Source organism: Vibrio tapetis subsp. tapetis, assembly GCF_900233005.1.
Taxonomy (GTDB): Bacteria; Pseudomonadota; Gammaproteobacteria; order Enterobacterales; family Vibrionaceae; genus Vibrio; species Vibrio tapetis.
This window is the reverse complement of sequence record NZ_LT960612.1, coordinates 1,102,606-1,125,398: the sequence shown is the minus strand read 5'-3', so window position 1 is coordinate 1,125,398 and position 22,793 is coordinate 1,102,606. Positions and strand designations below refer to the sequence as shown.

Annotated in this window: 19 protein-coding genes; 12 read left to right on the top strand and 7 right to left on the bottom strand. The window is 44.1% G+C overall.

Annotation, left to right across the window (positions count from 1 at the left end; translation table 11 throughout):
* Nucleotides 1-5 precede the first annotated feature (5 nt).
* Together VTAP4600_RS22020 and VTAP4600_RS22015 are read right to left on the bottom strand one after the other, a co-directional pair.
* Complete coding sequence (locus tag VTAP4600_RS22020; RefSeq protein ID WP_102525492.1) at nt 6-935, bottom strand: LysR family transcriptional regulator; 930 nt, start codon at nt 933-935, stop codon at nt 6-8.
* A gap of 493 nt (nt 936-1,428) precedes the next feature.
* On the bottom strand, nt 1,429-2,316 hold the full coding sequence (locus tag VTAP4600_RS22015) for a hypothetical protein (RefSeq protein WP_102524883.1): 888 nt from the start codon (nt 2,314-2,316) through the stop codon (nt 1,429-1,431).
* 259 nt (nt 2,317-2,575) lie between these two features.
* Here VTAP4600_RS22015 and VTAP4600_RS22010 point away from each other — a divergent pair, with 259 nt between their 5' ends.
* Complete coding sequence (locus VTAP4600_RS22010; RefSeq protein WP_102524882.1) at nt 2,576-2,803, top strand: hypothetical protein; 228 nt, start codon at nt 2,576-2,578, stop codon at nt 2,801-2,803.
* Between the two features lie 95 nt (nt 2,804-2,898).
* On the opposite strand, the gene VTAP4600_RS22005 is transcribed toward VTAP4600_RS22010, so the two are convergent.
* Complete coding sequence (locus VTAP4600_RS22005; RefSeq protein WP_102524881.1) at nt 2,899-5,376, bottom strand: hybrid sensor histidine kinase/response regulator; 2,478 nt, start codon at nt 5,374-5,376, stop codon at nt 2,899-2,901.
* 335 nt (nt 5,377-5,711) lie between these two features.
* Between VTAP4600_RS22005 and VTAP4600_RS22000 the strand changes: the two genes are divergently transcribed.
* From VTAP4600_RS22000 to VTAP4600_RS21985, 4 genes are all read left to right on the top strand, one after another.
* Complete coding sequence (locus VTAP4600_RS22000) at nt 5,712-6,503, top strand: TetR/AcrR family transcriptional regulator (RefSeq protein WP_102524880.1); 792 nt, start codon at nt 5,712-5,714, stop codon at nt 6,501-6,503.
* A 175-nt stretch (nt 6,504-6,678) separates the two neighbouring features.
* Nucleotides 6,679-9,039, top strand: a complete 2,361-nt coding sequence (locus tag VTAP4600_RS21995; protein WP_102524879.1) for an efflux RND transporter permease subunit — start codon at nt 6,679-6,681, stop codon at nt 9,037-9,039.
* A gap of 65 nt (nt 9,040-9,104) precedes the next feature.
* Nucleotides 9,105-9,899, top strand: coding sequence for an outer membrane lipoprotein-sorting protein (locus VTAP4600_RS21990; RefSeq protein ID WP_102524878.1), 795 nt, complete (start codon nt 9,105-9,107; stop codon nt 9,897-9,899).
* Nucleotides 9,900-9,908: 9 nt separating this feature from the next.
* Complete coding sequence (locus tag VTAP4600_RS21985; RefSeq protein WP_102524877.1) at nt 9,909-11,069, top strand: hypothetical protein; 1,161 nt, start codon at nt 9,909-9,911, stop codon at nt 11,067-11,069.
* 91 nt (nt 11,070-11,160) lie between these two features.
* Here VTAP4600_RS21985 and VTAP4600_RS21980 read toward each other — a convergent pair whose 3' ends face one another.
* Nucleotides 11,161-12,420 carry an MDR family MFS transporter gene (locus tag VTAP4600_RS21980; protein WP_102524876.1) on the bottom strand — a complete coding sequence of 420 codons (1,260 nt, stop codon included), beginning with the start codon at nt 12,418-12,420 and terminating at the stop codon, nt 11,161-11,163.
* 540 nt (nt 12,421-12,960) lie between these two features.
* On the opposite strand from VTAP4600_RS21980, the gene VTAP4600_RS21975 reads away from it, so the two are divergent.
* Nucleotides 12,961-14,484, top strand: a complete 1,524-nt coding sequence (locus VTAP4600_RS21975; protein ID WP_102524875.1) for a phospholipase D family protein — start codon at nt 12,961-12,963, stop codon at nt 14,482-14,484.
* A 53-nt stretch (nt 14,485-14,537) separates the two neighbouring features.
* Here VTAP4600_RS21975 and rarD read toward each other — a convergent pair whose 3' ends face one another.
* The gene (gene rarD, locus VTAP4600_RS21970; protein WP_102524874.1) at nt 14,538-15,446 is read right to left on the bottom strand and encodes an EamA family transporter RarD; all 909 of its coding nucleotides are present in this window, start codon (nt 15,444-15,446) and stop codon (nt 14,538-14,540) included.
* Between the two features lie 389 nt (nt 15,447-15,835).
* Nucleotides 15,836-16,501, bottom strand: a complete 666-nt coding sequence (locus tag VTAP4600_RS21965) for a DUF2057 family protein (protein WP_102524873.1) — start codon at nt 16,499-16,501, stop codon at nt 15,836-15,838.
* Nucleotides 16,502-16,787: 286 nt separating this feature from the next.
* Here VTAP4600_RS21965 and VTAP4600_RS21960 point away from each other — a divergent pair, with 286 nt between their 5' ends.
* Nucleotides 16,788-17,192, top strand: a complete 405-nt coding sequence (locus VTAP4600_RS21960; RefSeq protein WP_102524872.1) for a hypothetical protein — start codon at nt 16,788-16,790, stop codon at nt 17,190-17,192.
* A gap of 4 nt (nt 17,193-17,196) precedes the next feature.
* On the opposite strand, the gene VTAP4600_RS21955 is transcribed toward VTAP4600_RS21960, so the two are convergent.
* Nucleotides 17,197-18,207, bottom strand: a complete 1,011-nt coding sequence (locus VTAP4600_RS21955; protein WP_102524871.1) for a LacI family DNA-binding transcriptional regulator — start codon at nt 18,205-18,207, stop codon at nt 17,197-17,199.
* Nucleotides 18,208-18,411: 204 nt separating this feature from the next.
* On the opposite strand from VTAP4600_RS21955, the gene VTAP4600_RS21950 reads away from it, so the two are divergent.
* The 5 genes from VTAP4600_RS21950 to VTAP4600_RS21930 are packed head-to-tail and all read left to right on the top strand — an operon-like array spanning nt 18,412 to nt 22,790.
* Nucleotides 18,412-20,172 carry a class I mannose-6-phosphate isomerase gene (locus VTAP4600_RS21950; protein WP_102524870.1) on the top strand — a complete coding sequence of 587 codons (1,761 nt, stop codon included), beginning with the start codon at nt 18,412-18,414 and terminating at the stop codon, nt 20,170-20,172.
* A gap of 2 nt (nt 20,173-20,174) precedes the next feature.
* Nucleotides 20,175-20,609, top strand: a complete 435-nt coding sequence (locus VTAP4600_RS21945) for a PTS sugar transporter subunit IIA (protein ID WP_102524869.1) — start codon at nt 20,175-20,177, stop codon at nt 20,607-20,609.
* A 9-nt stretch (nt 20,610-20,618) separates the two neighbouring features.
* On the top strand, nt 20,619-21,116 hold the full coding sequence (locus VTAP4600_RS21940; protein ID WP_102524868.1) for a PTS sugar transporter subunit IIB: 498 nt from the start codon (nt 20,619-20,621) through the stop codon (nt 21,114-21,116).
* A 28-nt stretch (nt 21,117-21,144) separates the two neighbouring features.
* The gene (locus VTAP4600_RS21935; RefSeq protein ID WP_102524867.1) at nt 21,145-21,948 is read left to right on the top strand and encodes a PTS mannose/fructose/sorbose/N-acetylgalactosamine transporter subunit IIC; all 804 of its coding nucleotides are present in this window, start codon (nt 21,145-21,147) and stop codon (nt 21,946-21,948) included.
* Nucleotides 21,948-22,790: a PTS system mannose/fructose/sorbose family transporter subunit IID gene (locus VTAP4600_RS21930; protein WP_102524866.1), complete on the top strand. Its 843-nt coding sequence runs from the start codon at nt 21,948-21,950 to the stop codon at nt 22,788-22,790. The genes VTAP4600_RS21935 and VTAP4600_RS21930 overlap by 1 nt, the downstream gene beginning before the upstream one ends.
* Nucleotides 22,791-22,793: the final 3 nt, after the last annotated feature.

Genomic DNA, 22,793 nt, shown 5'->3' with positions numbered 1-22,793 from the left:
CAGCGTTAGTTGGCTTCATTGATATCCAGATTCATGATTTGCTCATGTAGCCAGCGCAGCGCAGGGTCATTCAAGCTGGGTTGATGCCAAACCAAGCTATACGCGACCTCACCATAGTCAAACGGTAACGGCTTAGCAACCAGTCCGTTCGCCTGCATCGCCCGCTGAGCCCATCTTTTAGAGCACGTAAACAACAAATCTGTTTGATGGCACATCAGAGCCGCACTGCCAAAATCCGCAACGGATATGACAACACGCCTATTTTGGTGCTTTTGAGCCAGTTGTAACTCAAAAAAAGGCACACTCAGGTCTGTATCAAATATGCCGATATGATCAAAAGAGAGATACCCATCTACGGTTAGATCTTGCGCCGCCAACGGGTGCCTAGGGTTCATCAAGCACACCATCTCATCATGCAATATGCTCTGCCAAACCAAATTGTTGGTCAACTTAGGCGGCTGGCTTAAGTCGTGGGGCAATAAGATAAAATCAAGCTTACCGTTTGCCAGCCCATCAAAGCCCAAGCTTTCCTTGGACCAAATCTCCAACCTAACGTTCGGCGCTGCTTGCAATACCTTTGCCGTCAGCTTTGCGGCCAATAACTCAAAAGTACTTTCACGCATAGCTAACGAGAAACGCCCTTTATGCTTGGCCGGGTCAAAGCTTTCTTGAGTCAATAATTGATTCATGTCACTGAGCATTTGATGAACGGTTGGCCCTAACCTGCGAGCTAGTGGCGTTGCCACTAAACGGTTGCCATGACGATAAAACAATTCATCACCAAGGCTAGTTCGCAATTGTGCCAATATTTTACTAACGGATGAAGGGCTAACACACAAGCGTTCTGCACTGCTAGTGACACTCAAAGTATCGAGCATGACATGTAACGTCACGAGGTGCTTCATGCTAATTCGAGAAAGTTTGATTAAATCCATAATAAACGGGTAAGAGGTAAGTCGCTGATAAAAAGGGCGGCGAGAGCATAACACTCAAGTGATTATTTCAATAATAGAATGTAGAAGTTTGCCTTAAAAAGACGAGCTAAAAAAAACCAGACAGTCAGGACAACATCTGAGCAGAAACGATTTGCCGTATAAAAACAAAAAGCGCTCAACAGTTTCGTGAGCGCTTTTAACTAATTGTTCTATTACTGTAAATTGTTCTATTACTGTAACATGTACTTTTACTGTATCGTTTTCTATTTAACAATGTTCGTTTACCTGTAAATGTTGCATATTCCTCCATACTGTATTTCATGGGGTTTCTTTTTGAATCAAGACTATGCTACCTGTACATTTCCCGCGAATTATCACTCGGGCCACGCTCCTTGTTTCTCAAAAGGTATAGTAATAAGTTAGACTAAGTTGTCAGACAAAAAAGTGATGCAGATCTGATTTCGACTTAAAACAGTCGAACCGACTATGCATTCTATTTGGCTAGGTTTTCCACTCTAAACAAAGTTAAAAACAAGTTCTTCAACGCGTAGAGAAATAACAAAGGCAGCAACACCGTTTTCAGAATGAAAAGTACCATCAAGTTAATAAAACCAGCGATTGATGTTTCAACATCTTGTTTGATGTTTAAGATTTTTTCTTTTTGGTTGGTTACGCCATTCGACACGCTGTCCCATTTTTGTTTCATTGCCTCAAAATAACTTTGCTCTACCTCATCACCATTTAAATGACTCGCATTTGTCTCACTTGCATCTCCGAGAAAATCGACGGTGCTTGCAACTACTTGGATCTGATTTGAGCTTTCTTGGGTGTGTTCTTCCAGAAAAAAAGCATCAACGGCCAAGTTAAGCGATACCGTCACCACCAATAGAAAACGTACCAAAACAACGACTTTAAACACCGCAAACACATGACCGACGTTTGGTTGAGCACGCTTGTGCCAAAGCGTAATTAACATCGCCAATGAGCTCAGTATTAGTACACTGTTTGCTAACGAAGACGCTAAAATTGTGACTAATATTTTTTGCAGTGCCAAAGAGCCAAATGCGAGAGTCATAACCCAGCAAAATTTGTCGATCAAATCGCTGATAGGGCTGAGCAAAGCTCCAACTTTGACAGAGGCAACCCCAGCCGATACTTCGGTACTTTTCACCAGAGAAATACCTGCATCGAGCGTTCTTGCCGTCGCGAAGCTGACTCCGGCGGCAACCATCGAGTGATTTAGCTGCTGCTCGGCATAGTCATCGGCCATGTTAGTAAGGGCCAAAGCCGAGATTACTATGACCATGAATGACAGAAAAATACGATGTTTGAATAAATTATGAGTGAATAATTGATCGGAAGAAAACTGAGTTGATGTCATATTCTGTTCGGTTCCTGTTAGGGTATTTATGCACGAGAAGTCACGAGATAGGAGGCACATCCTACCTTAGCGGCGTGTACGAGACAACGAAACAGCAACAACGCAAGTCGACTAACATTTAGCCAGGAGCTCACTGTATTTTGGTAATTACTTTTCCGAATATCGATACATCAAAACGCTATAAAAACGCATTTGACTAGACCTTATATCACTCCTAAATTTTTCTATTAGGTGTGTCAAACAAGGGAGATCATTGAACATGAAAAGAGCAAGCTCTGCGTACCGATTACAATTGATAAAAGAAGTCGCAACCCGGAACCAACGGCTGCATTCAAATGATCCCATGACGAGCTACATTCAACACCTCATTGATCATAAACCAGAACAAGAAGCACACGCAGAGCGCAATCAACGCTTTAGTGGTTGCCACTTCGATGAAAATGTCGGCGGCTGGGTGAGCGACAGCTGGGACATGAACATGAAATAGCAAGAATGATTCAACCGAACCACAGCGCTCAGGCTTATTTGATTAAAGTATTACACCTGATCTGTGGTTCTGGCTTACACCATTAAAAGCTCTTATCAAATATACTTATCTATTGCAGCCATCAACTGTTTCTTGTTGATAGGTTTAGGTAAATAGTCGTTCATTCCAACTTCTAAACACTTATTAAGGTCTTCTTCTAGCACGCTGGCGGTTAGCGCCAAAATCGGCATTGGTGTTTGGCCATTTTCCGCTTCAAATTTTCGGATATTAATCGTTGCGGTAAATCCGTCCATTTCCGGCATCATACAATCCATCAAGATCACGTCGTACACTTTATTTTGTTGTATCAGTTCCACAGCTTCCAATCCATCGTTCGCTATTTCAAAAGTAAAACCCGCTTTCGTTAGCAACAAAGACACCACTTTTTGATTCACCGTATTATCTTCTACTACCAATATCACCCCTTTCGACGCCTGCTGACTGTCAGATAGAGATTCGTTCTCTGGTATGCTTTGTCCAGATTCAGACTTATGGGCTGCTAACATTTGTTTAGCTTGACTACGCTTCTTATTTTCCGAACTCTGGGTTAAAGCGCTGTATAACCTACGGCCAAGCAAAGGGTACTGAATAACACCGTCCACTAGGTTATCGGCCAATGAGTCACTTAACTCAAATGAGTTTATTTTTTGAACTACCAATATTTTGGGCTTGGGCACCATCGCGGTCAGTATCGCCAACTGGGCATCCATTTCTTCTGAATTAGTTGGGTTATAAATGACCGTGTCGCATGGTTCAGAAATAGTGGCTGCACTGTGATACAACCGAATACTCTGACATTGATAGTATTCCAAGCACCCTGACAGATCGTTTTCAACGGTTGAATTAGAACCCAACAGCGCGACATTTAAGTTGGGTAACGGCTCAGGGTGATAAGATTGAACCGGAGCCTCCAAGTTAAAATAGAAATCACTTCCTACTCCTTTGGCAGATTTAACGTTTAGCTCTCCCCCCATCATGTCGACCAGTTGGTAACTAATACTAAGCCCTAAACCTGTACCACCGAACTTTCTCGTTATTGAGTCATCTTCCTGGCTAAAAGGATCAAAGATTCGCTCTAATTTGGCCTTATCTATCCCTATACCCGAATCTTTAACAGAAAAAAGCAATGAGCACTTCTGACCCCGAGTCGGTGTAACCTTGACCGAAACCGTGACGCTACCGGTAGAAGTAAACTTAACGGCATTGGACAGCAAGTTTACGAGAATTTGGCGTAAACGATGCTCATCAATTGCCAGTCTATAGGGGATGCTCTTATCAACCTGAATGTGGATTTCCAACGACTTCAGTTTTGCTCTTGCCAACAACATCGACGTTGAATCGTAGACGAGTTCACGTACATCCGTTGGAACCGGTGAAATTTCCAGGTTACCCGACTCTATTTTAGAGAGATCAAGAATATCGTTGATCAGTGCATGAAGATGCTGAGAGGAGGTTTCAATGGTATGTAAATAATCTCGCTGTGTTATCGATAACTGAGTATCCGTCAGAATTTCCGACATGCCGATAATGCCGTTTAGCGGGGTACGTATTTCGTGCGACATATTCGCGAGGAAAGTACTTTTCGCTCTGTTAGCTGACTTCGCTTCTTCACGAGATGCGTATAAACCCTTTTCCAAGCGCGAAACAGAAATGGTAACGTAGCTCAACACCCCAGCGAGCAGAATAATAAAAACGCTCAAGAGTATATTTGCTCTAATAGCCAGCGACTCCATTTCTGTTTTAATTTGCTCTGGGATCTCGGTGTATAATACCGTCAGTTGTCTTTCAACCCCATGAATTATCCCTCGCAGATCTCCATGGACTCCTTGCTCCTGGTTATATCCAAATTCTTCATAAGCCCTTTGCAATCGCTCTAACTTGTCTCGAAACTGGAAGACACTTGCGATGGACGAAGTTTCATGAACCGTTACATATTCTACAAGCGTCGAAACATTCTCGTTGAGTATCGCCAGATCTTTAATCCGAAAAAAACGAAAGAACACATAACTCGACTGTTGCGTTGTCGTTATTAGGTGAAGTAATTCTTCATCTTTGCTCTCAATAGCGCTTCTTTGTAAATCAAACCATGCGCGTTGAGTTTCTCCTATTAACCCGCTGTCATCTTTGCCGTGAATGCTATACGTCAGTTTAGATAGGCGTCTAAATAGAGTTTGGTAACTCGCAATACCACTCATCAAGTCGATCATTGAATGTGACCAAACGAAATCGTACTGCTTTAAGTACTCATCGATATTGATAACACTTTCGTTCAGCATCACAACATTGTTCGCGACCTGTTCGATGTATTTTTCGTCTATCCTACTCAAAAAATCTTTCTCGGAACGACGAATATTGAGCATGTGGGTTTCAGATTGAGAAATGCTAACTAATAACTTTCCCAGATCAGCTTCACGCTGGTAATAGCTGTTATTGATTACGACAAAGATAGCTAAGAGGATAACAACCAGTAGACTAGAGAATTGCATTTGCCGACGTATCGATCCAGACAACCTCCCATTATTAGACTTCACCATATTCGCTACCTTTAATTCATACTGCTCTCAAGTGTAGGTCAGTTTTAGGTATAAGTGGCTGTTTAAAAAGTAAGTTATAAGCCCAATTACGGGCAATTATCACAGTTTTGCAACTTGTATCCGCCTAATTAACTCTTCGGAGTTAAGTGTATTCATTCTATAAAAAGATCCATAAGCCAGCCTGATGGTAAAAAACATCTTGATTTGGGTGCTAAATGAACTATTATGACGATATGTCATTTTTGACGAGTTGTCATAAAATGGTTTTCTATACACAAATGAGGAACGTGTTACAATTGAGAAAGGGATAGTAATAAGGATACGGTGAAAGACCCATGTTTGGTTTAGGTTGCAGCAAAGGTGAAAAAGGTGGTTTGTTTTCTTGCAACGAAACTCTTAGCAAGAAACAGCAATCAATTGTGAATCGTGAAATCGAACTCATTAACCTAGCAAAAACGCTGGTTGAAGAGCAAGGCTTTGCAAACTTCACAATGGATAAGTTAACCGCGATAAGCCCTTATTCTAAGGGGACTATCTATAACCATTTTTGTAGCAAAGAAGATGTGGTATTAGCGTTATGCATTCTTTCGTTAAAGAAGGAAGCAGCTATGTTTATACGCAGTAGCGCATTTGAAGGAACCTCACGAGAGAAAGTCATGGCCATGCATGTAGCTTATCGCTTATATGTGCAAATGGAACCGGTACTTTCTGACTGTGCGATGACAGCCAAAACCCCTTGGGTACTGGATAAAGCATCGCCTAAACGAGTACAGGAACTCAATAAACTTGAAGAAGAAGTCATAAAAAGCGCCGATCTACTCGTGCAACATGCCGTAGAAACGGGCGACTTACAATATTCTTCAGGGCTGAGTGCCGATGCCATCGTGTTCGCAAACTGGTCTGTCGCTTTTGGCTCCAATGCTTTGGCAAAAAATGCATCGGAAAGCTACTGTATCGATAGGCTTCAAGACCCTTATTCAGTGTTACATAACGCAAGCATCTTATTAGATGGCCTCAACTGGAAACCACTTTCAAGCGAATGGGATTACCGCAAAACTTGGCAAAGAGTCGAACAGGAATTATTTCCGGAAGAAGTCGCCTTTTTAGCCTCTAAAGGTTTACGTTAAGCACCATTTTAAGCCCGTATTTCGGGTTTTTAAATGCCTCCTCGTGACGATTCGTCAAAAATATCATCGAGTCTGACTCCAAATTGGAGTTATTCCGATAATTTAGGTGACATTAGCCAGCCTCGCTGGTTTTTAATGGCATATTGATGACGAAACGTCACAAACGGAGAGTGTGATGAACAAACAACCGAACTTCTTTACCCGTTTACTTAAGAGCCCCATCAGCCATACGCGCTGGGTACTATTCATGACAACGTTAACCCTGATCGTTGCCATAGTCGGAGGAAAAAACCTGTATTTCAGGGGAGACTACAACATCTTCTTTGATGGGACGAACCCCCAGCTGCAAGCGTTTGAAGAAATCCAAGCGACGTTTAATAAAACAGATAACCTGGCCTTTATTGTTGCGCCAAAAGACAATAATATATTCAGCCCTGAAACATTAACTATGATTCAAGCATTTACAACAGATGCGTGGCAGATCCCGTACTCTAGTCGTGTCGATTCATTGGCTAATTATCAGCACACTGAAGCATTTGAAGATGACTTACTTGTCGAAGATTTACTCTATTCAGAATATCAACACACGGCAAAGAGAATAGACAAAGTCCGCGATATTGCTGTCAATGAACCAGTCCTTAAACAGTCTGTTGTTTCAGAACGCGGTGACGTCACCGTAATCAATGTAACGCTACAGATACCTAAAATCGACGAGACCGCAGAACTGCTTGAAGTGGTTCATTTTTCCAATGACTTATTGGCAAAATACCAACTCGCCTACCCTAGTATTGAATTTCACACGGCAGGTATTGTTGCATTAAACAACGCTTTTATGGAATCAGCTCAACAAGACAGTTCAACGTTAGTTCCCGCTATGTTGCTTGTCATATTGTTCTTTCTGACCATAATGTTGCGTTCGATCTTTAGCGTTATCGCCACTCTTCTGGTCATCATAGGTTCTGTCGCGGCAACAATGGGACTTTCTGGTTGGGCGGGTATGTTCCTAAGCACTGCAACCGTAAACATCCCAACCTTGGTATTAACGCTCGCCGTTGCAGACTGTGTGCACGTCATTGCGACGATGCGCCACGAAATGCTGCAAGGAAAAGGCAAGCAAGAAGCCATAGCTCATAGTATTTGGGTCAACTTCATGCCGATTTTGATTACTTCCGTGACGACTGCCATCGGTTTTTTGATGATGAATATGTCTGACTCTCCGGTATTGAGGGACTTCGGTAACTTGGCCGCTCTTGGCGTTATGATCGCCTGCATTTTATCTTTTACTTTACTTCCCGCATTGCTGAAAGTGCTTCCAATTCGAGTAACACTTCAAGCTGAGCAAAAACCCAATTATATGGATCGACTGGGGGATTTTGTTGTCGCCAAGCGAAAAGCACTTTTGCCTATTTCAGCACTAGTGATTGCCATTTCCGCCTCATTGTTACCTCTCAACCAGATTAACGACGACTCAGTAAAGTACTTTGATACCAGTAACAGCTTTAGACAAGCCGCTGACTTTATGGAAGAGCGCATCAGTGGAATGACCAACATCGCAATTGCGGTTAAAACTGGAGAATCTCAAGGCATCGCTGACCCGAAATTCTTGACGGTGCTTGGTGAATTCACCGATTGGCTACGTGCACAACCCGAAACGGATCACGTTGCGTCCCTTTCCGATGTATACAAGCGCCTAAACCAAAACATGCACGGTGATGATCCAACCTATTACCAGTTGCCACTCAACCGAGAGCTCGCCGCGCAATACTTATTAATGTATGAGATGTCATTACCCTACGGGCTCGATCTCAATAATCAGATCAACATTGATAAGTCTTCGGTTCGCATGATGCTAACGACTCAGAACTTAGGCAGCAAGCAACTGGTCGATATTGAACAACGTATCCATCAATGGTTTGCCGACAATGCACCCCAGTATCAAATTCAAGCGTCTAGCCCCTCACTCATGTTTGCTCACATCGGTGAAGCCAATATGGCTAGCATGCTTGCTACGTTACCCATCACCTTAATACTCATTTCCGGCCTCATGATCTTTGCTCTGCGTTCGTTCAAGTTGGGGCTAATCAGCATCGTGCCCAACATGGCTCCGGCCGTTATTGGCTTTGGTATTTGGGCGCTGTATTCAGGGGAGATCAACCTAGGTCTTTCTGTGGTGGTTACCTTAACGTTAGGCATTGTGGTCGACGACGCCGTTCACTTCCTTAGCAAATACCAACGAGCTCGAAAAGAGGGAAACAACGCAGAACAAGCCGTTAGGTATGCGTTCCACACGGTGGGAAGAGCATTGGTCATTACGACCATAGTGCTTGTCGCAGGCTTCGCAATATTAGGTTTGTCGTCGTTCAGGCTTAACGCCGATATGGGCCAACTTAGTGCTCTAGTCATCTTCTTGGCGCTAGTGGTGGACTTCATCTTCCTGCCTACTTTGTTGATGTTGTTTGACAAAGATACCCAGCCAGAATCCCAAACAAACGATGCCATCAATCAAGCAAACAACCCAAGCCCGCAGCAGGCATAAAAAAACGACAGGGCTAAGGACGGACTTAGCCCTGTCAAACAACGACTCAATTTAAAGGACTAACCATGAATACATCATTTAACACCATTGCCCGCTCTACTCTATTGATTACCGCGACATTATTTAGTGTCAGTGTTTTCGCCGACGCGTCTCGTGGGCTTGAAATCGCTATGGAACGAAAAGCAAGAGATACCGGCTGGCAAGATTCAACAGCAACAATGAATATGGAACTGAGCAACGCTCACGGAGAAAGTAGCACAAGACTAATGCGAATGAAGTCATTGGAGGTAGAACAAGACGGTGATAAAGGCTTAACCATATTTGACCAACCAAGGGATGTAAAAGGCACCGCTTTTCTTAACCACTCGCACATACAACAAGCAGACGATCAGTGGCTATATCTCCCAGCGCTGAAACGAGTCAAGCGCATCTCTTCTCGCAACAAATCAGGCCCATTTATGGGCAGTGAGTTTGCCTATGAGGACTTAAGCTCCTTTGAGCTAGAAAAATACACCTTTAACTACTTAAAAGACGAAGAGTATAACGGCTACAGCACCTTTGTTATGGAGCAAATCCCTACCGATAAGAACTCAGGTTATACCAAGCAATTGGTTTGGTTAGAACAAGCTGAGTACCGCCCACTCAAGGTCGAATTCTATGACCGAAAGGGGTCACTACTAAAAACGCTAACCTTTGCACAGTATGAACAATATCAAGGCCAATACTGGCGCGCCCACAAGATGGAAATGGTTAACCATCAGTCCGGTAAGAAAACGACACTAACCACTCAAGATATGGAATTCAAAACAGGGCTTAAAGAAAGTGATTTCAATAAAAATGCCCTTAAACGCATTCGCTAAGGATTGGCCATGAAACAAACATCGATTCTGTGGTTCGCCTTAGCGGTAACTGCATCACCCACTTTGTATGCTGAAGTCTCGGGGAAAATCAGTGTCGAGCATAGGCAGTTCTTTCAATCTGGATTGGATGACCAGGGTAAATCTCAGTCATCCATCACTGCCCAGCCAGAGTGGTATTGGCAGACCGACAATGGTGCCTGGAGTTTTACTCCCTTTGCTCGGCTAGATAGCATGGACGGCGAGCGCACACATGCCGATATTCGTGAAGCGCAATATTTGCATTTGTTCGACACTGCGGAAGTTCGTATCGGCATCAGTAAGGTTTTCTGGGGCGTCACTGAGTCTGCGCATTTGGTTGATGTAGTCAACCAGTCTGATTCGGTTGAGTCCCTTGATGGTGAACAAAAACTGGGACAACCCATGGTTCACTTTACCTATCCAAGCCAATGGGGAACGCTGGATGCGCTGGTTTTACCCTACTTTCGCGAGCGTACTTTCGCCGGTTCCGATGGTAGATTAAGACCGCCGACGCCCGTCAGAAAAAGCGCTCAATACGAATCTTCTCGTGAAGCAGAGCACGTTGACTATGCACTACGCTACACACAAATGCTGGGAGATTGGGATATCGGCCTTAGCTATTTTAACGGCACAAACCGAGACCCTTATTACTTACTGGGTAGCAACGGCATTACGCCTTATTACGCTCAAATGTCGCAAGTGGGTTTGGATCTCCAAGGCATCGTAGGCGATTGGCTATGGAAACTGGAGAGCATATATAGAGACAGCCGAGATACACATACAGGTCTTGTTACTGGGTTTGAATACACCATGATTGGCGTATGGGATAGTAGTTGGGATATTGGCCTAATCAGTGAATACCTCTACGACTCCCGTGGTAACAACGCTCAGACGATAGGCCAAAATGATATATTCATCGGTACTCGATGGGTTGCCAATGACATACAGGGCACAGAAATCTTAGTTGGGCTAACTCAGGATCTCGACAACAGTGACGTGTACAACGGTCGCGTAGAAGCATCAAGCCGATTCAATAACAATTGGAAATGGCGAATTGATGCGTGGTTACTTCAAAATGATACCCCGACAGATTTACTCTATTTTGGTAGACAAGATGATTTTGTAGAAGCCGCGCTAGAGTACTATTTTTAGCGAGTTACTTACGTTAGCCTCCTATTAATAAAAAAGGCATCCAATCATACGAATGGATGCCTTTTTATCAATAAAGCTCTAAGCTCTATGCTTATGCCTCAGCTTCCATTGGCCTATTGGCGAGCTCGTCACTTTGCTCAACTCGGCGATAAAGCACCATCATGACGCCACACAGAACAATACACAGACCAAACAGCCAGTTAGAGCTTAACGTCCCTAGTACCATGCCACCAACAAGCGGGGCAACGGCAAAACCTAAGCTGTATAACGCTGCAGCACCAAAATAAGAGCCTCTTAAATGAGGTGGCGCTAAGCGGTCTATTTGCACATTCAAGGTTGGAAACGCGATCACCTCGCCCATGCTTAAAACAAAACACGCTAACCCCCAGCCAATCACTGAATCTACCGGAGTCAGTAAAAAGCCCACTTGAGAAAGCCCCATCAGAGCCATGCCAATTCGGGTACGAACAAAGAGTGGTAGATGCTCCATCAACTTCAGCATTGGGAACTGGAATATGATGATCGTTAACGTATTCACCAACACCAAACTGGCGATGAGTTGACCCGCATCTTGTATGGATGAGCGTACAATGACTTGAGGAATGGACGATTCGACCTGAGCATAAACAAACATCATCAAGAAGTTTGCCACCATCAATTTCACAAAAATGGTGTCTTTGCTGATCACTCGCACAATCGCAGAAAAATTGGGAACCGAGCTTTTATCAATCTGAGGTTTACCGTCTTCTTTCTGAGATAGTTTAGGCTCAATACCAATGAGTAACCACACACCATAAACAACATAGACGATTCCAGTAGCGACAAATAAAGACTGAGGTTGCTCCAGCGCCAAGGTAATACCAATTAATGGCCCAATCGCACCGCCTAAGTTAATCAAAAAGTAACGAATATTCATCGCCAACTCTCTGTCTTTTAAATTGGACAAATTATCACTGATCACAGCCTTTGAGGGTGCTTCTATCATCGGCCGCATAAAACCCGTCAATAATATCAACACAAAGAATTGCCAAATTTGGTCTGCAAACCCAATGCCTGCATACGCAAACGCTGCAATGGTACTGCCAGTCACCATAACCCATTTACGACCAAACTTATCCGAGAGATAACCGGAATACAGCCCAGTAAATGCGCCAACAAGCGCCGAGGCCGCGAGCATCGCCCCTACTTCTATTTCACTTGCGCCATAATCCTGATAAAGAAATACGATGAGAAACGGCCACGCCATAAAATAACTGGTTCGAGCTAACAAGGTTCCCGATAAAACCGTCCAAATAGGGAGGTTAAAGTGCCCCACTCTTTGCCATTGAAATAAACTTCCATCGTCTGTCATTAATGCTCCTTACTAAGGTTCCAATGCGTGGTTAAAAATGCAACACATTTAATATCTACAATAACTTCAACGACCGAATTATACAAACTAAAATGATATTTAGATGCATTTAGAATACGATTACCTTAAATCACACTAAACAACAAAAATTGGCACTATATTATTGTTTAAAAAGGCTATTATGTAGATAAACACCACATCTCCACCAGTTCATAGCACAACATACCCTATAGATAACCATGAAAAACAAACAACTGAGAATACAATTGCTCAAAGCGTCCATTTCATCTCATTGATGATGTTTTATTACCCACAACATTTCTAACGCCAATTTGGATAATCGTTTCCACAGATAGAAAAACTGCACTAAGCTATAAGAGCCTGCTTTAAGGCATAAAATCATGTACTAAGCTAAAAAACGATTGCGGCGATGGCTATCTTGTTTACCTCTTTCATCAATTTAAAATAGCGAGACAACATGGCTTTGTGCATAATATGCGGCCATCACACCGTATGCGCTAATTAGGGTTCGTCTTTATCATGTTTTCTCACTCATACCGTTTGCTGCTGATTGTTGCGCTGTCTTTTGCTTCATTGGCAGGATGCTCGGCGACAATCGATCCACAACGCTATGATAAAGTCTCCTCCCATCACAAAGGCTACATCGTCGGCACTTCGTTAGACTCATACCTAGCAATACCTAATGAACAACGTGAAACACTCACCGGATTTGTGCCTTTAAACCTTGGTCATGATGCGTTACTCGCTAGAATAGCGCTGATTGAAGCTGCCCAGGAGACCATAGACCTTCAGTACTATATTTATCGCGACGACGAAACAAGCCAACTCCTTTCTTGGCGGTTGTTCGAAGCGGCTGAGCGAGGAGTGCGAGTACGAGTATTATTAGATGACATGCAAAACCGCAGCGATTCCGAACTGGCTCAATTCAGCCACCATCCAAATATCGAAGTTCGGCTGTTTAATCCTCACCAATATCGTACCGCTCGAGGGTTGGCACTTTTAAGCGATTTTGATCGGCTGAATCGTCGCATGCACAACAAGTCGTTGTCAGTCGATGGCGCCGCTAGCATCATTGGCGGTCGCAACATTGGTAACGAGTACTTCTCGGTGTCGGCGGGTGTCGAGTTTGGCGACCTTGACCTCTTACTGGTAGGCAATACCGTCACGCAAATTGGTGAACAATTCGATCTCTATTGGAATGACGATTATGCTATCCCAATTGAATGGTTAACCGATGAAACCACCGCCATTACAAAACAGCAAATCGAAACTTGGGCGGTTGAAGTGGATCTTGCAGAAAAGTTCTCTCACGGGCGATACGATTTCAAAAAACTGCCCATTTATCATCGCTTCATCAATGGTGAATTGCATTTCTATTGGGGTGAGGCCGAAGTCTTGTATGATCTACCCAGTAAAATTGAGACGCAGCAAAGTGATCTAATCGACAGCATTTCAGTTTTGCTAGAACAAGCTGAACACTCTCTTCTCATTATATCGCCCTATTTTGTTCCCACTCAGGAAGGCACAGATAAAATGATCGATGCGGTGAAAAATGGCAAACACATTGTCGTCGTTACCAATTCTTTGGCTTCCAATGACGTTTTCGCGGTACATGGCTGGTATGCCAAATATCGACAACAATTAGTCGAAGGGGGGGTCGAACTATGGGAGATGAAGGCTAACGCTCACATCACAAAGAAATGGAGCTTTACTGGCAGTTCGCGTACCAGTCTTCATGCGAAAGCTTTTGTAATAGATAAAAAAGACTTGTTTGTCGGTTCAATGAATTGGGATCCAAGATCCGCGGTTTTGAACACCGAAATGGGCGTTATTATCCACCAGCCGAAATACTCAAGCAAAGTATGGCAAGAAATGCCTCACTTACTGCGCCGAGCCGCCTTTGACATTCAAACCAAAGATGGCGACATCATTTGGGTGGATCACCAAAATGGCGTGACATACACCAGCGAACCTGATGCCAGCGTGTTTAGGAAAATAGGAGCATGGTTTAGTGGCATCATGCCCATTGAAGATCATTTGTAAGCAGGCTAATAACCAAATAGGAGCACGATAAGTGCCCCTATTATTAACTCACATTATTCTTGATTCGCCTTTCGCAATGATCGCCGTTTATAACGAACACAAAGCGTTTCAATTAAAGTCATGGCCAAACCAAACCATATGAGACCAAAGCTCACCACTTTTACTTCATCAAACAATTCACCAAATAACAATACCGCCAAGACAAACTGCAAACTAGGCTCAATATATTGCATTAACCCAACATTAGTGAGGCTGGTGTACTTGATTGCCAATGAATAAAACACCAAAGGCAATAAAGTGATAGGAGCGGCTCCTAAGTAAAGTAAGAACACATCATAGTTAGATGTAAGAGCAACACTACCCACGGTATATGACTTATAAATCATGTAGCCAAGTGCGACCGGAGTAAGCAGCAAAGCTTCCATGAACAATGCGGTACTCCAACTATAACGAATGTACTTTTTGCATAACCCATACAGCGCGAAAAAAACGGCCATCGATATTGCTATATAGGGAGCATGTCCATACTGATACACTTGGTAACTAATGCCCAACGCAGCAAAGAACACCCCTAGTTTCTTACCCGTACTGAGCTTTTCTTTTAGCGCCACGACACCCAAAGCAACGAACACCAAAGGGCTTATAAAAAAGCCAAGACTCGCTTCCATCACTTGCTCATTGGTCAAAGCCCAAGTAAAGCTATACCACGATATACTCATCATGGCACTGGCAAGAAACGAAAACAGCAGAGATCGTTTGTCAGAAAGAATGGCAGACCAGTTAGGTAAACGTCCTTGAATTACCACTATTATCAATAGCCCAACAGGGACTGAAGCAATAAGCCTCAATGCCAGCAACTCATCCGTGGCTGCATTTGGGAGAAAATGATAATAGAGCGGCAAAAGTCCCCAAATTAAAAAGGAGATCGCCGCCATCACGTCACCATAACGTGTCGGTTTCATTGATTTGTCTCTAATTTACGGTATGAATATCATCGATATTCTATCTAGAAGTTACCACTTGTAAAGAAATTTTACAGTATAACCATCGAGGTTAGTTTCAAATGGTCGATATACGCGGATTTTTTATATTTTACTATTAATAACATAATGTTAGATAATCGACATTTCAAAAAAAATTAGCCAATCACATCATTGATCATAATATTTATTCTTATTTTTCGTGGGTTTAACCGCTCTTTAGGGTTGAATCACCCTACATTATGCGCGTGATTTTATATAAATTTAAGAAGTGAAATTGTTTTTTTGGAAGGGAGATGGCAAAAAACCAAAACTGAACATCATCCAATTTTGGTTTTATCATTATCAAAACTCAGAGTTTTGTCGTGTTGCTATTTTTGATTCACATAATCTTTGAATCGAGCTTGAGTTTCTGCGTCGGCTTTATCGTACCAAAAATGCAGCATTTCTTCTGCCGTAGAGTCATCGCTTGCTCCGCTTTCAGTACCGCTTTTCATCGCTCGTGTATCGGCCGACGCGGCTGCTGATGTGGCCGTTGCAGTTGCGATCACAGCAACGCCTTTACCTTGGCGGTTATAGTCTTGAATTTCACGCTGTAAATCACGGCTCATCTGGAAGCCATGCTTGATCAGCTTATCTTCAACAATTTGAATCGATGCGCCACTTTCGTCTACCAAAGCCCATTTCATCGTGTCGATGTTTGCTTCCGCCTGACGAGCATCACGGTACTTAGGGAGTTGGAATTCTAATTCTGCATCGTGGGCATTGAACTTCGCGACAATTGGCTCACTTGGTACTTTAACTCGGTCGTTGCCTTGCTCAAAATACGGAGTGAAACGGAATACGATTTGATTTACGCCATCAGGCAATGTGACGCTCTTAGTCGACGAGAACAAACCACCCGACTTCATATTTACACCGTATTCGTTAGCAACAATGATATCTACCGTATCTGGAAACACCAATTTGACATCAGCCATTGCGATATTTGCACAGGTCAATGCCGCTAAGCCGACAATCGTTTTTGTCCATTTCATTCGTTGGTTCCTATTCAGTCATAGAATGTTTTTTGGAAAGGCTGCACCTGAATGAACAAATTTGCAATACGTAACCACTCAATAGAATTAAAATTCATCAAAAAATGACAATTATGATGGTTTCTTCAGCATACGGGTAAACAAACACGGCATAACAGAGTTTTCGACCTTCACACACGCCGGGCACAGATGAGACGCGAAGCAAACTACCAACACTAATTATAATGGATAGCGCTCTTTTGCGTGGTATTATCGACGCCCGTCTTTAATATCAGACCATCAGATCATGAAAGCTCTCAAATCCATTTTTTTTATCGCCCTATTTTGTACTGTTGCATTTGCAGCTTGGCTGTTGATGCCAGCCCAATCAACACTTGAAAAACAAGTTCTCGATGCGCCATTTTCAGATGCACCGTTCAAAATGGTCGGATTTAGAAGTATCTCGACCGATCCTGAAGTCGACCCGATGTACCATTATTATGTGACCACAGATGACACTAAAATCAGTGACATTGACCCTTTCTTGATCACCACCGACCCGTTTGTACGTTTGACGGGCAATGAAGAGCATACCTTAACAATTACGGTCAATGGCAAGATCACTCAATATAAGAATGATCTCTGGCTAGAATTACCCGATGGCAAACTGCACCACTGGTACGTGAGCGCAATTGCAGGTTATGTACGGTAGCCCATCACTCATTTGAGCCACAGGAACTGCGTACAATCAGCTTGGGTGGGAAAATAAGACTTTTAATAGGCTTATCTCCTCCTTTCATCCGCGTCAAAAGGATCTCACCTGCCGCTCGACCAATTTGACGTGCTGAAACAGAAATCGTCGTTAAACTAGGGATTGTGTCTGTCGCTTCAGGCACATCATCAAACCCAACGACGGCAATGTCTTTTCCAACCTTCAGCCCCATGTCTTTTATCGCCCGCATGACACCAAAAGCGACAATATCTTGGTATCCAATCACAGCGGTAATTTCCGGATTTAGGTTAAGCATCTTTTTGGTTGCAGCTGCCCCTTCAGGCCGGCTTGCACCGCAACTTAATATGTATTTTTCTTGGGGAGAGATACCATGCTCAAGTAACTTAGACATGTACCCCCCAAGGCGATGAGAACGGGTTTGTGAGCCTTCTAAGCCACCAATAAATGCAATATTTCGGTGGCCAAGGTTGATTAAGTGCTCCGTCGCTGCCTGTAACCCCATGAAATTGTTCGTACCGACATAGTCAAACTGATCTTCTCCTACCGGACGCACTGCAAGTACGATAGGAAACCCCCGTCCTCTCACGGTATTAAGAAAACTAACATCGGTGTCTTTTGCAGGGCATAACACCAGCCCTCCTGCGTTCTGGCTTATCAAAGATTCAATAAATTTGTCTTGTCTTGCGACATTCTCTTCCGCATTGGCAAGAAACAACAATGAGTCATTTTCTTCCAGCCAATGGCTTAATCCGGCAATAAGCTCAGCATAGAATGGATTCGTAATATCAGGAATAAGTAACCCCACGAGATTACTGCGTTTATGGCGCAAGTTCGCGGCGGCTTGATTATAGATATAACCAAGCTCATCTACCGCTTTAAGTACTTTTGCGCGAGTTGCCTCCGAAATTCGTCCCTTATTAGTCAACACCATCGACACCGTTGCGGTCGACACTTGGCAATACTTCGCAACATCGGCAATCGTCGCCTTACCCATCACATCTCCTGTGGTTAACACCTAGGTTAATCGATTAACCTTAATTGGAGCTTTTTTGACCGTTTCATGCTGTGATCTAACCGACGTTTATCATCAGATTGCACTTCTGTCGGGCTTAATTGACGGGTTAACCACGTTAACCTATTTGCCGTTATTCATCTTTGCTGATTAATATATCAACAGAAAATAAACGAAGGATGATTTATGACGTATCTATCTGAAAGCCCGAATTACGACAAGTTTCCCCACGTCACTGTCACGGGATTTGATCACCACGCTTGGCAAAATTGGCCAGAGATTACCCGTGAGATTCAAAAGCGCATTGAACCGGGCAGCAAGCATGTTTTAGTGATTGATACCTACCATGGGGTTAATCACGATGATCTACTGACACACCTAATCACCCCTTTAGGTGGCAAACACCTTTTCTTTACCGATCAAGCTAAATACAGCGAAGAACGCATCTTCGACATGCTAGAACGCCACATCACCGACGACCGAGTATTCGGTGTTATTGCTCCCCATAAATTAGATGAATTCTTTGATAGGGACAAACTTTGCGACCTACAGCAACAAATAGAACGAATTGAGTCTGGCTTGGTTGTGGTTTACGGCCACGGAGCGTCTCTTTTTGCTAATGCCGATACGTTGATTTACGCCGATCTAGCCCGCTGGGAGATTCAACAGCGCTTTCGTCGCGGCGAGCTAGGCAACTGGGGCGTTAATAACTTCGATGAAGATCTGCTGCGCCGTTACAAACGTTCTTTCTTTATCGAATGGCGCGTATTCGACCGCTACAAAAGCAAATTGTTGCCTCAGGCTGATTTCCTACTCGACACCAACAACATCAATACACCCAAGCTATTAACCGGACAGGCACTGATCTCGGGGTTAAAACAGACCACCGAACAACCATTTCGTCTGGTTCCTTTTTTCGACCCGGGAGTTTGGGGCGGCCAATGGATGAAAGAGGTGTGCGATCTTGACCCAAGTAAACAAAACTATGCTTGGTGTTTTGATTGCGTACCAGAAGAGAACAGTTTACTGCTTAAATACAACGACATCATCATCGAGATCCCATCACAAAACCTCGTCATGCTCGAACCAAAAGCGCTTCTAGGAGAAGAAGTTCATGCGAGATTTGGCGCTGAATTCCCTATTCGTTTCGACTTTCTCGATACCATGCAAGGTCAGCACTTAAGCTTACAAGTTCACCCACTAACCGAATACATCCAACAGGAATTCGGCATGCACTATACCCAAGATGAAAGCTACTACATGCTGGATGTCGGTGACGATGCAAGCGTTTATCTGGGGACAAAAACAGGCATTGACCCAGACGATATGATGGCCGACTTACACGCAGCCCAACGAGGCGAGAAGTCTTTTGACGATGAACGGTTTATTAATCAGTTCCCGGCTAAGAAACACGACCACTTTTTGATCCCTGCGGGCACCATTCACTGCTCTGGCGCAAACTCAATGGTGCTAGAGATCAGCGCCACTCCTTACATATTCACCTTTAAGTTATGGGATTGGGACCGAATCGGATTAGACGGGCAGCCACGCCCCGTTCATTTGGATCATGGTAAGGAAGTGATTCAGTGGGATCGCGATACACAATGGGTCACTGACAACCTAGTCAATGCTGTAACGCCACTAAGTGAAGGGGATGGCTGGAAAGAAGAGCGCACGGGTCTACATGAGCGAGAGTTCATCGAAACTCGCCGTCATTGGTTTAGCAAACCTGTTTTGCATAGAACCGGAGGCAAAGTAAATGTACTTAACTTAGTGGAAGGGCGCGAAGCCATAGTAAGCAGCCCAACTCACCAGTTTGCCCCATTTGTCGTCCATTACGCTGAAACGTTTATCATTCCAGCCAACGTCGATGAATACCAAATTCAACCTTGCGAGCAGAGCGACCAAAAAACGCTCGCCACAATCAAAGCTTACGTGAGAGGTTAATCATGATTCACTTTGTTATAGCGACTCACGGCCCACTAGCCGACGCCCTGATTACCAGCGCGAAAATGGTGTTTGGTGAGCTACCCAATACTTCCAGCCTCTCTCTCACCGAAGTTGGTGGTATTGAACAGTTTAAACAAGATTTTGCTACCCACATGCTTGCGCTTCAGCAGCAAAATTTGAACGGCATCGTGGTTCTGTGCGATCTCGAATGCGGCACTCCCTATAACGTAGCCTGCACCTATGCTTTCGATGACAGATTGTCTGTCCCAGTAACCATATTAACTGGGATTAACTTCCCCACCCTATTAATGGCAGCCGACTTAACCGAAGAGAACAACCCAACCTCGGTTGCCCATACCCTACAACAAGAAGCGCTTGGCACCATCGTAATGGCAAAAAGACCGACGACAGTGGAACAAGACGACGATTTTTAAGGAGCAAACATGGCTATTTCATTTGTACGAATAGACGACCGAGTGATCCACGGTCAATTAATGACCCGTTGGGCTAAAGAACGTCCTTGTGACGGTATCGTCGCGATTGACGACGCGGTTGCCGCTGACCCCTTGCTATCTCAAGTAATGAAAGGCGCCGTCACTGATGTAAAAGTATGGCTATTTGACACCCAAACCGCCATTGCCAAGTTGCCAAAAGTGATTGCCAGCGAGAAGAAATACTTCGTGATTGCCAAGTCGCCAGTGACATTGGAGAACATCTGCAAAGCAGGGATCGACCTCCAAAACTTAAATAACAACATTAACGTTGGGCCAATGAGTGCCCGCGCCAACACCGTCACCATTGGCAGTAATCAATGCGTAAATCCAGAAGAGATCGCCGCGTTCGATTATTTAACAACACTTGGTCATCAAATCGACTTCCGACTCGTGCCCGACGCCAGTTCCTACACCTGGCAAGATGCACAAGCCAAATTAAACAAATAAAAAATGACGTGAACTAAAGGACTATATTATGTTTTTTGAAGCTGTCTTAATCGGGATACTCTGCTATCTCGGTGCACTATCCACCCCTTGGCTACTTGGCCTAACAGGAGGATGGTACACCCTCACCCGCCCACTGGTATCCGGTATGTTAGTCGGATTGATATTGGGCGATCTGCAAACGGGTATCATGGTCGGGGTTGCTGTTCAGGCAGTATATATCGCGATGGTAACCCCTGGCGGTGCAATGCCCGCAGACCTAAACTTTGTCGCTTATCCTGCCGTCGCCCTTGGCGTAATGTCAGGGCAAGGGGTCGAAGTGGCCGTCGCCATTGCTGCCACCATCGGTATCGCGGGCACCATCATTTTTAACTTTATGATGGTACTCAACTCCTATTGGAACCACCGAGCGGACTTATCCATCGAAGATGGCGATGATAAAGGCGTTTACATGAACACCGCCATTTATCCGCAAATCACCAACTTCTTAATGCGCTTTATTCCAACTTTTATCGCGGTCTACTTTGGTAATCAATACATCGAAGGCTTTATGGCCAGTTTGCCCGACTTGGTGATCAATACAATGACGGTACTCGGAGGTATTTTGCCTGCCGTTGGTATCGCTATCTTGCTTAAACAAATCATCAAAGAGTCCACTATGCTGATCTACTTCCTCGTTGGGTTTGTTGGCATCGTGTTCCTTAAGCTCAATATGGTTGGCCTAGTTATGGTAGGGGCTCTACTGGCACTGCTCCACTACAACTACAAACCAGATCCGCAGCCAGCGCCTGCCGCATCGGCTCAAGTAATGGACGACGATGAGGACGAATTCTAATGACTAATACAACTCAAAACAGCATCGAAAACAGCCAAATTGCGTTGGATAAAAAAGACCTGACTAAGTGTTGGCGCGCATGGATGATGTATAACCTTTCCTCAATGAGCTTTGAGCGTTTGGAATCCTTTGGCTTTTGCCTTGGCATGATGCCCGCACTTAAAAAACTCTACCCAAATAAGAATAAACGCCAAGAAGCGATGAAACGTCACGCATCGTTTTATAACACTGAGCCACAACTGGGCGCCATCATATCTGGTATGGCTGTCGGGCTGGAAGAGAAAAAGGCCAATGGCGAACCGGTTGATGGCGAAACCATTAACACCTTAAAAGTCGGCCTAATGGGACCGGTTGCCGGCATTGGCGATTCGATGATCCCGGGCATGCTTATCCCAATCTTACTTAGTATTGGTATGGCGCTCGCCGCTGGCGGCAACATTCTTGGGCCGCTGTTCTACATTATTTCATTTAATGTCATCGTCATTTTTGGCTCGTACGCGCTATTTATGAAGGGCTACAAAATGGGGGCAGGCTCAGTAGAGGTGCTGGTGAGTCATAAATCCACCAAAATTCGAGAAGCTCTGTCATTACTTGGGGTGTTTGTTATGGGCGGAGTAGCAGCAAGTTACGTCAACCTAAGTACAGGACTAGAATACGTGACTAGCGACGGGGTGAATATCCATGTTCAAGCCATGATTGACGGCATCTTCCCTAAACTGCTACCGCTACTCGTCGTACTTGGGACGTGGTATGCCATGGCGAAGAAAAATTTAAGCCCAGTCAAAGCCATGTTGTCTTTAGTGGCGCTATCCGCACTCGGTGTTGCGGTCGGCTTGTTCTAATCA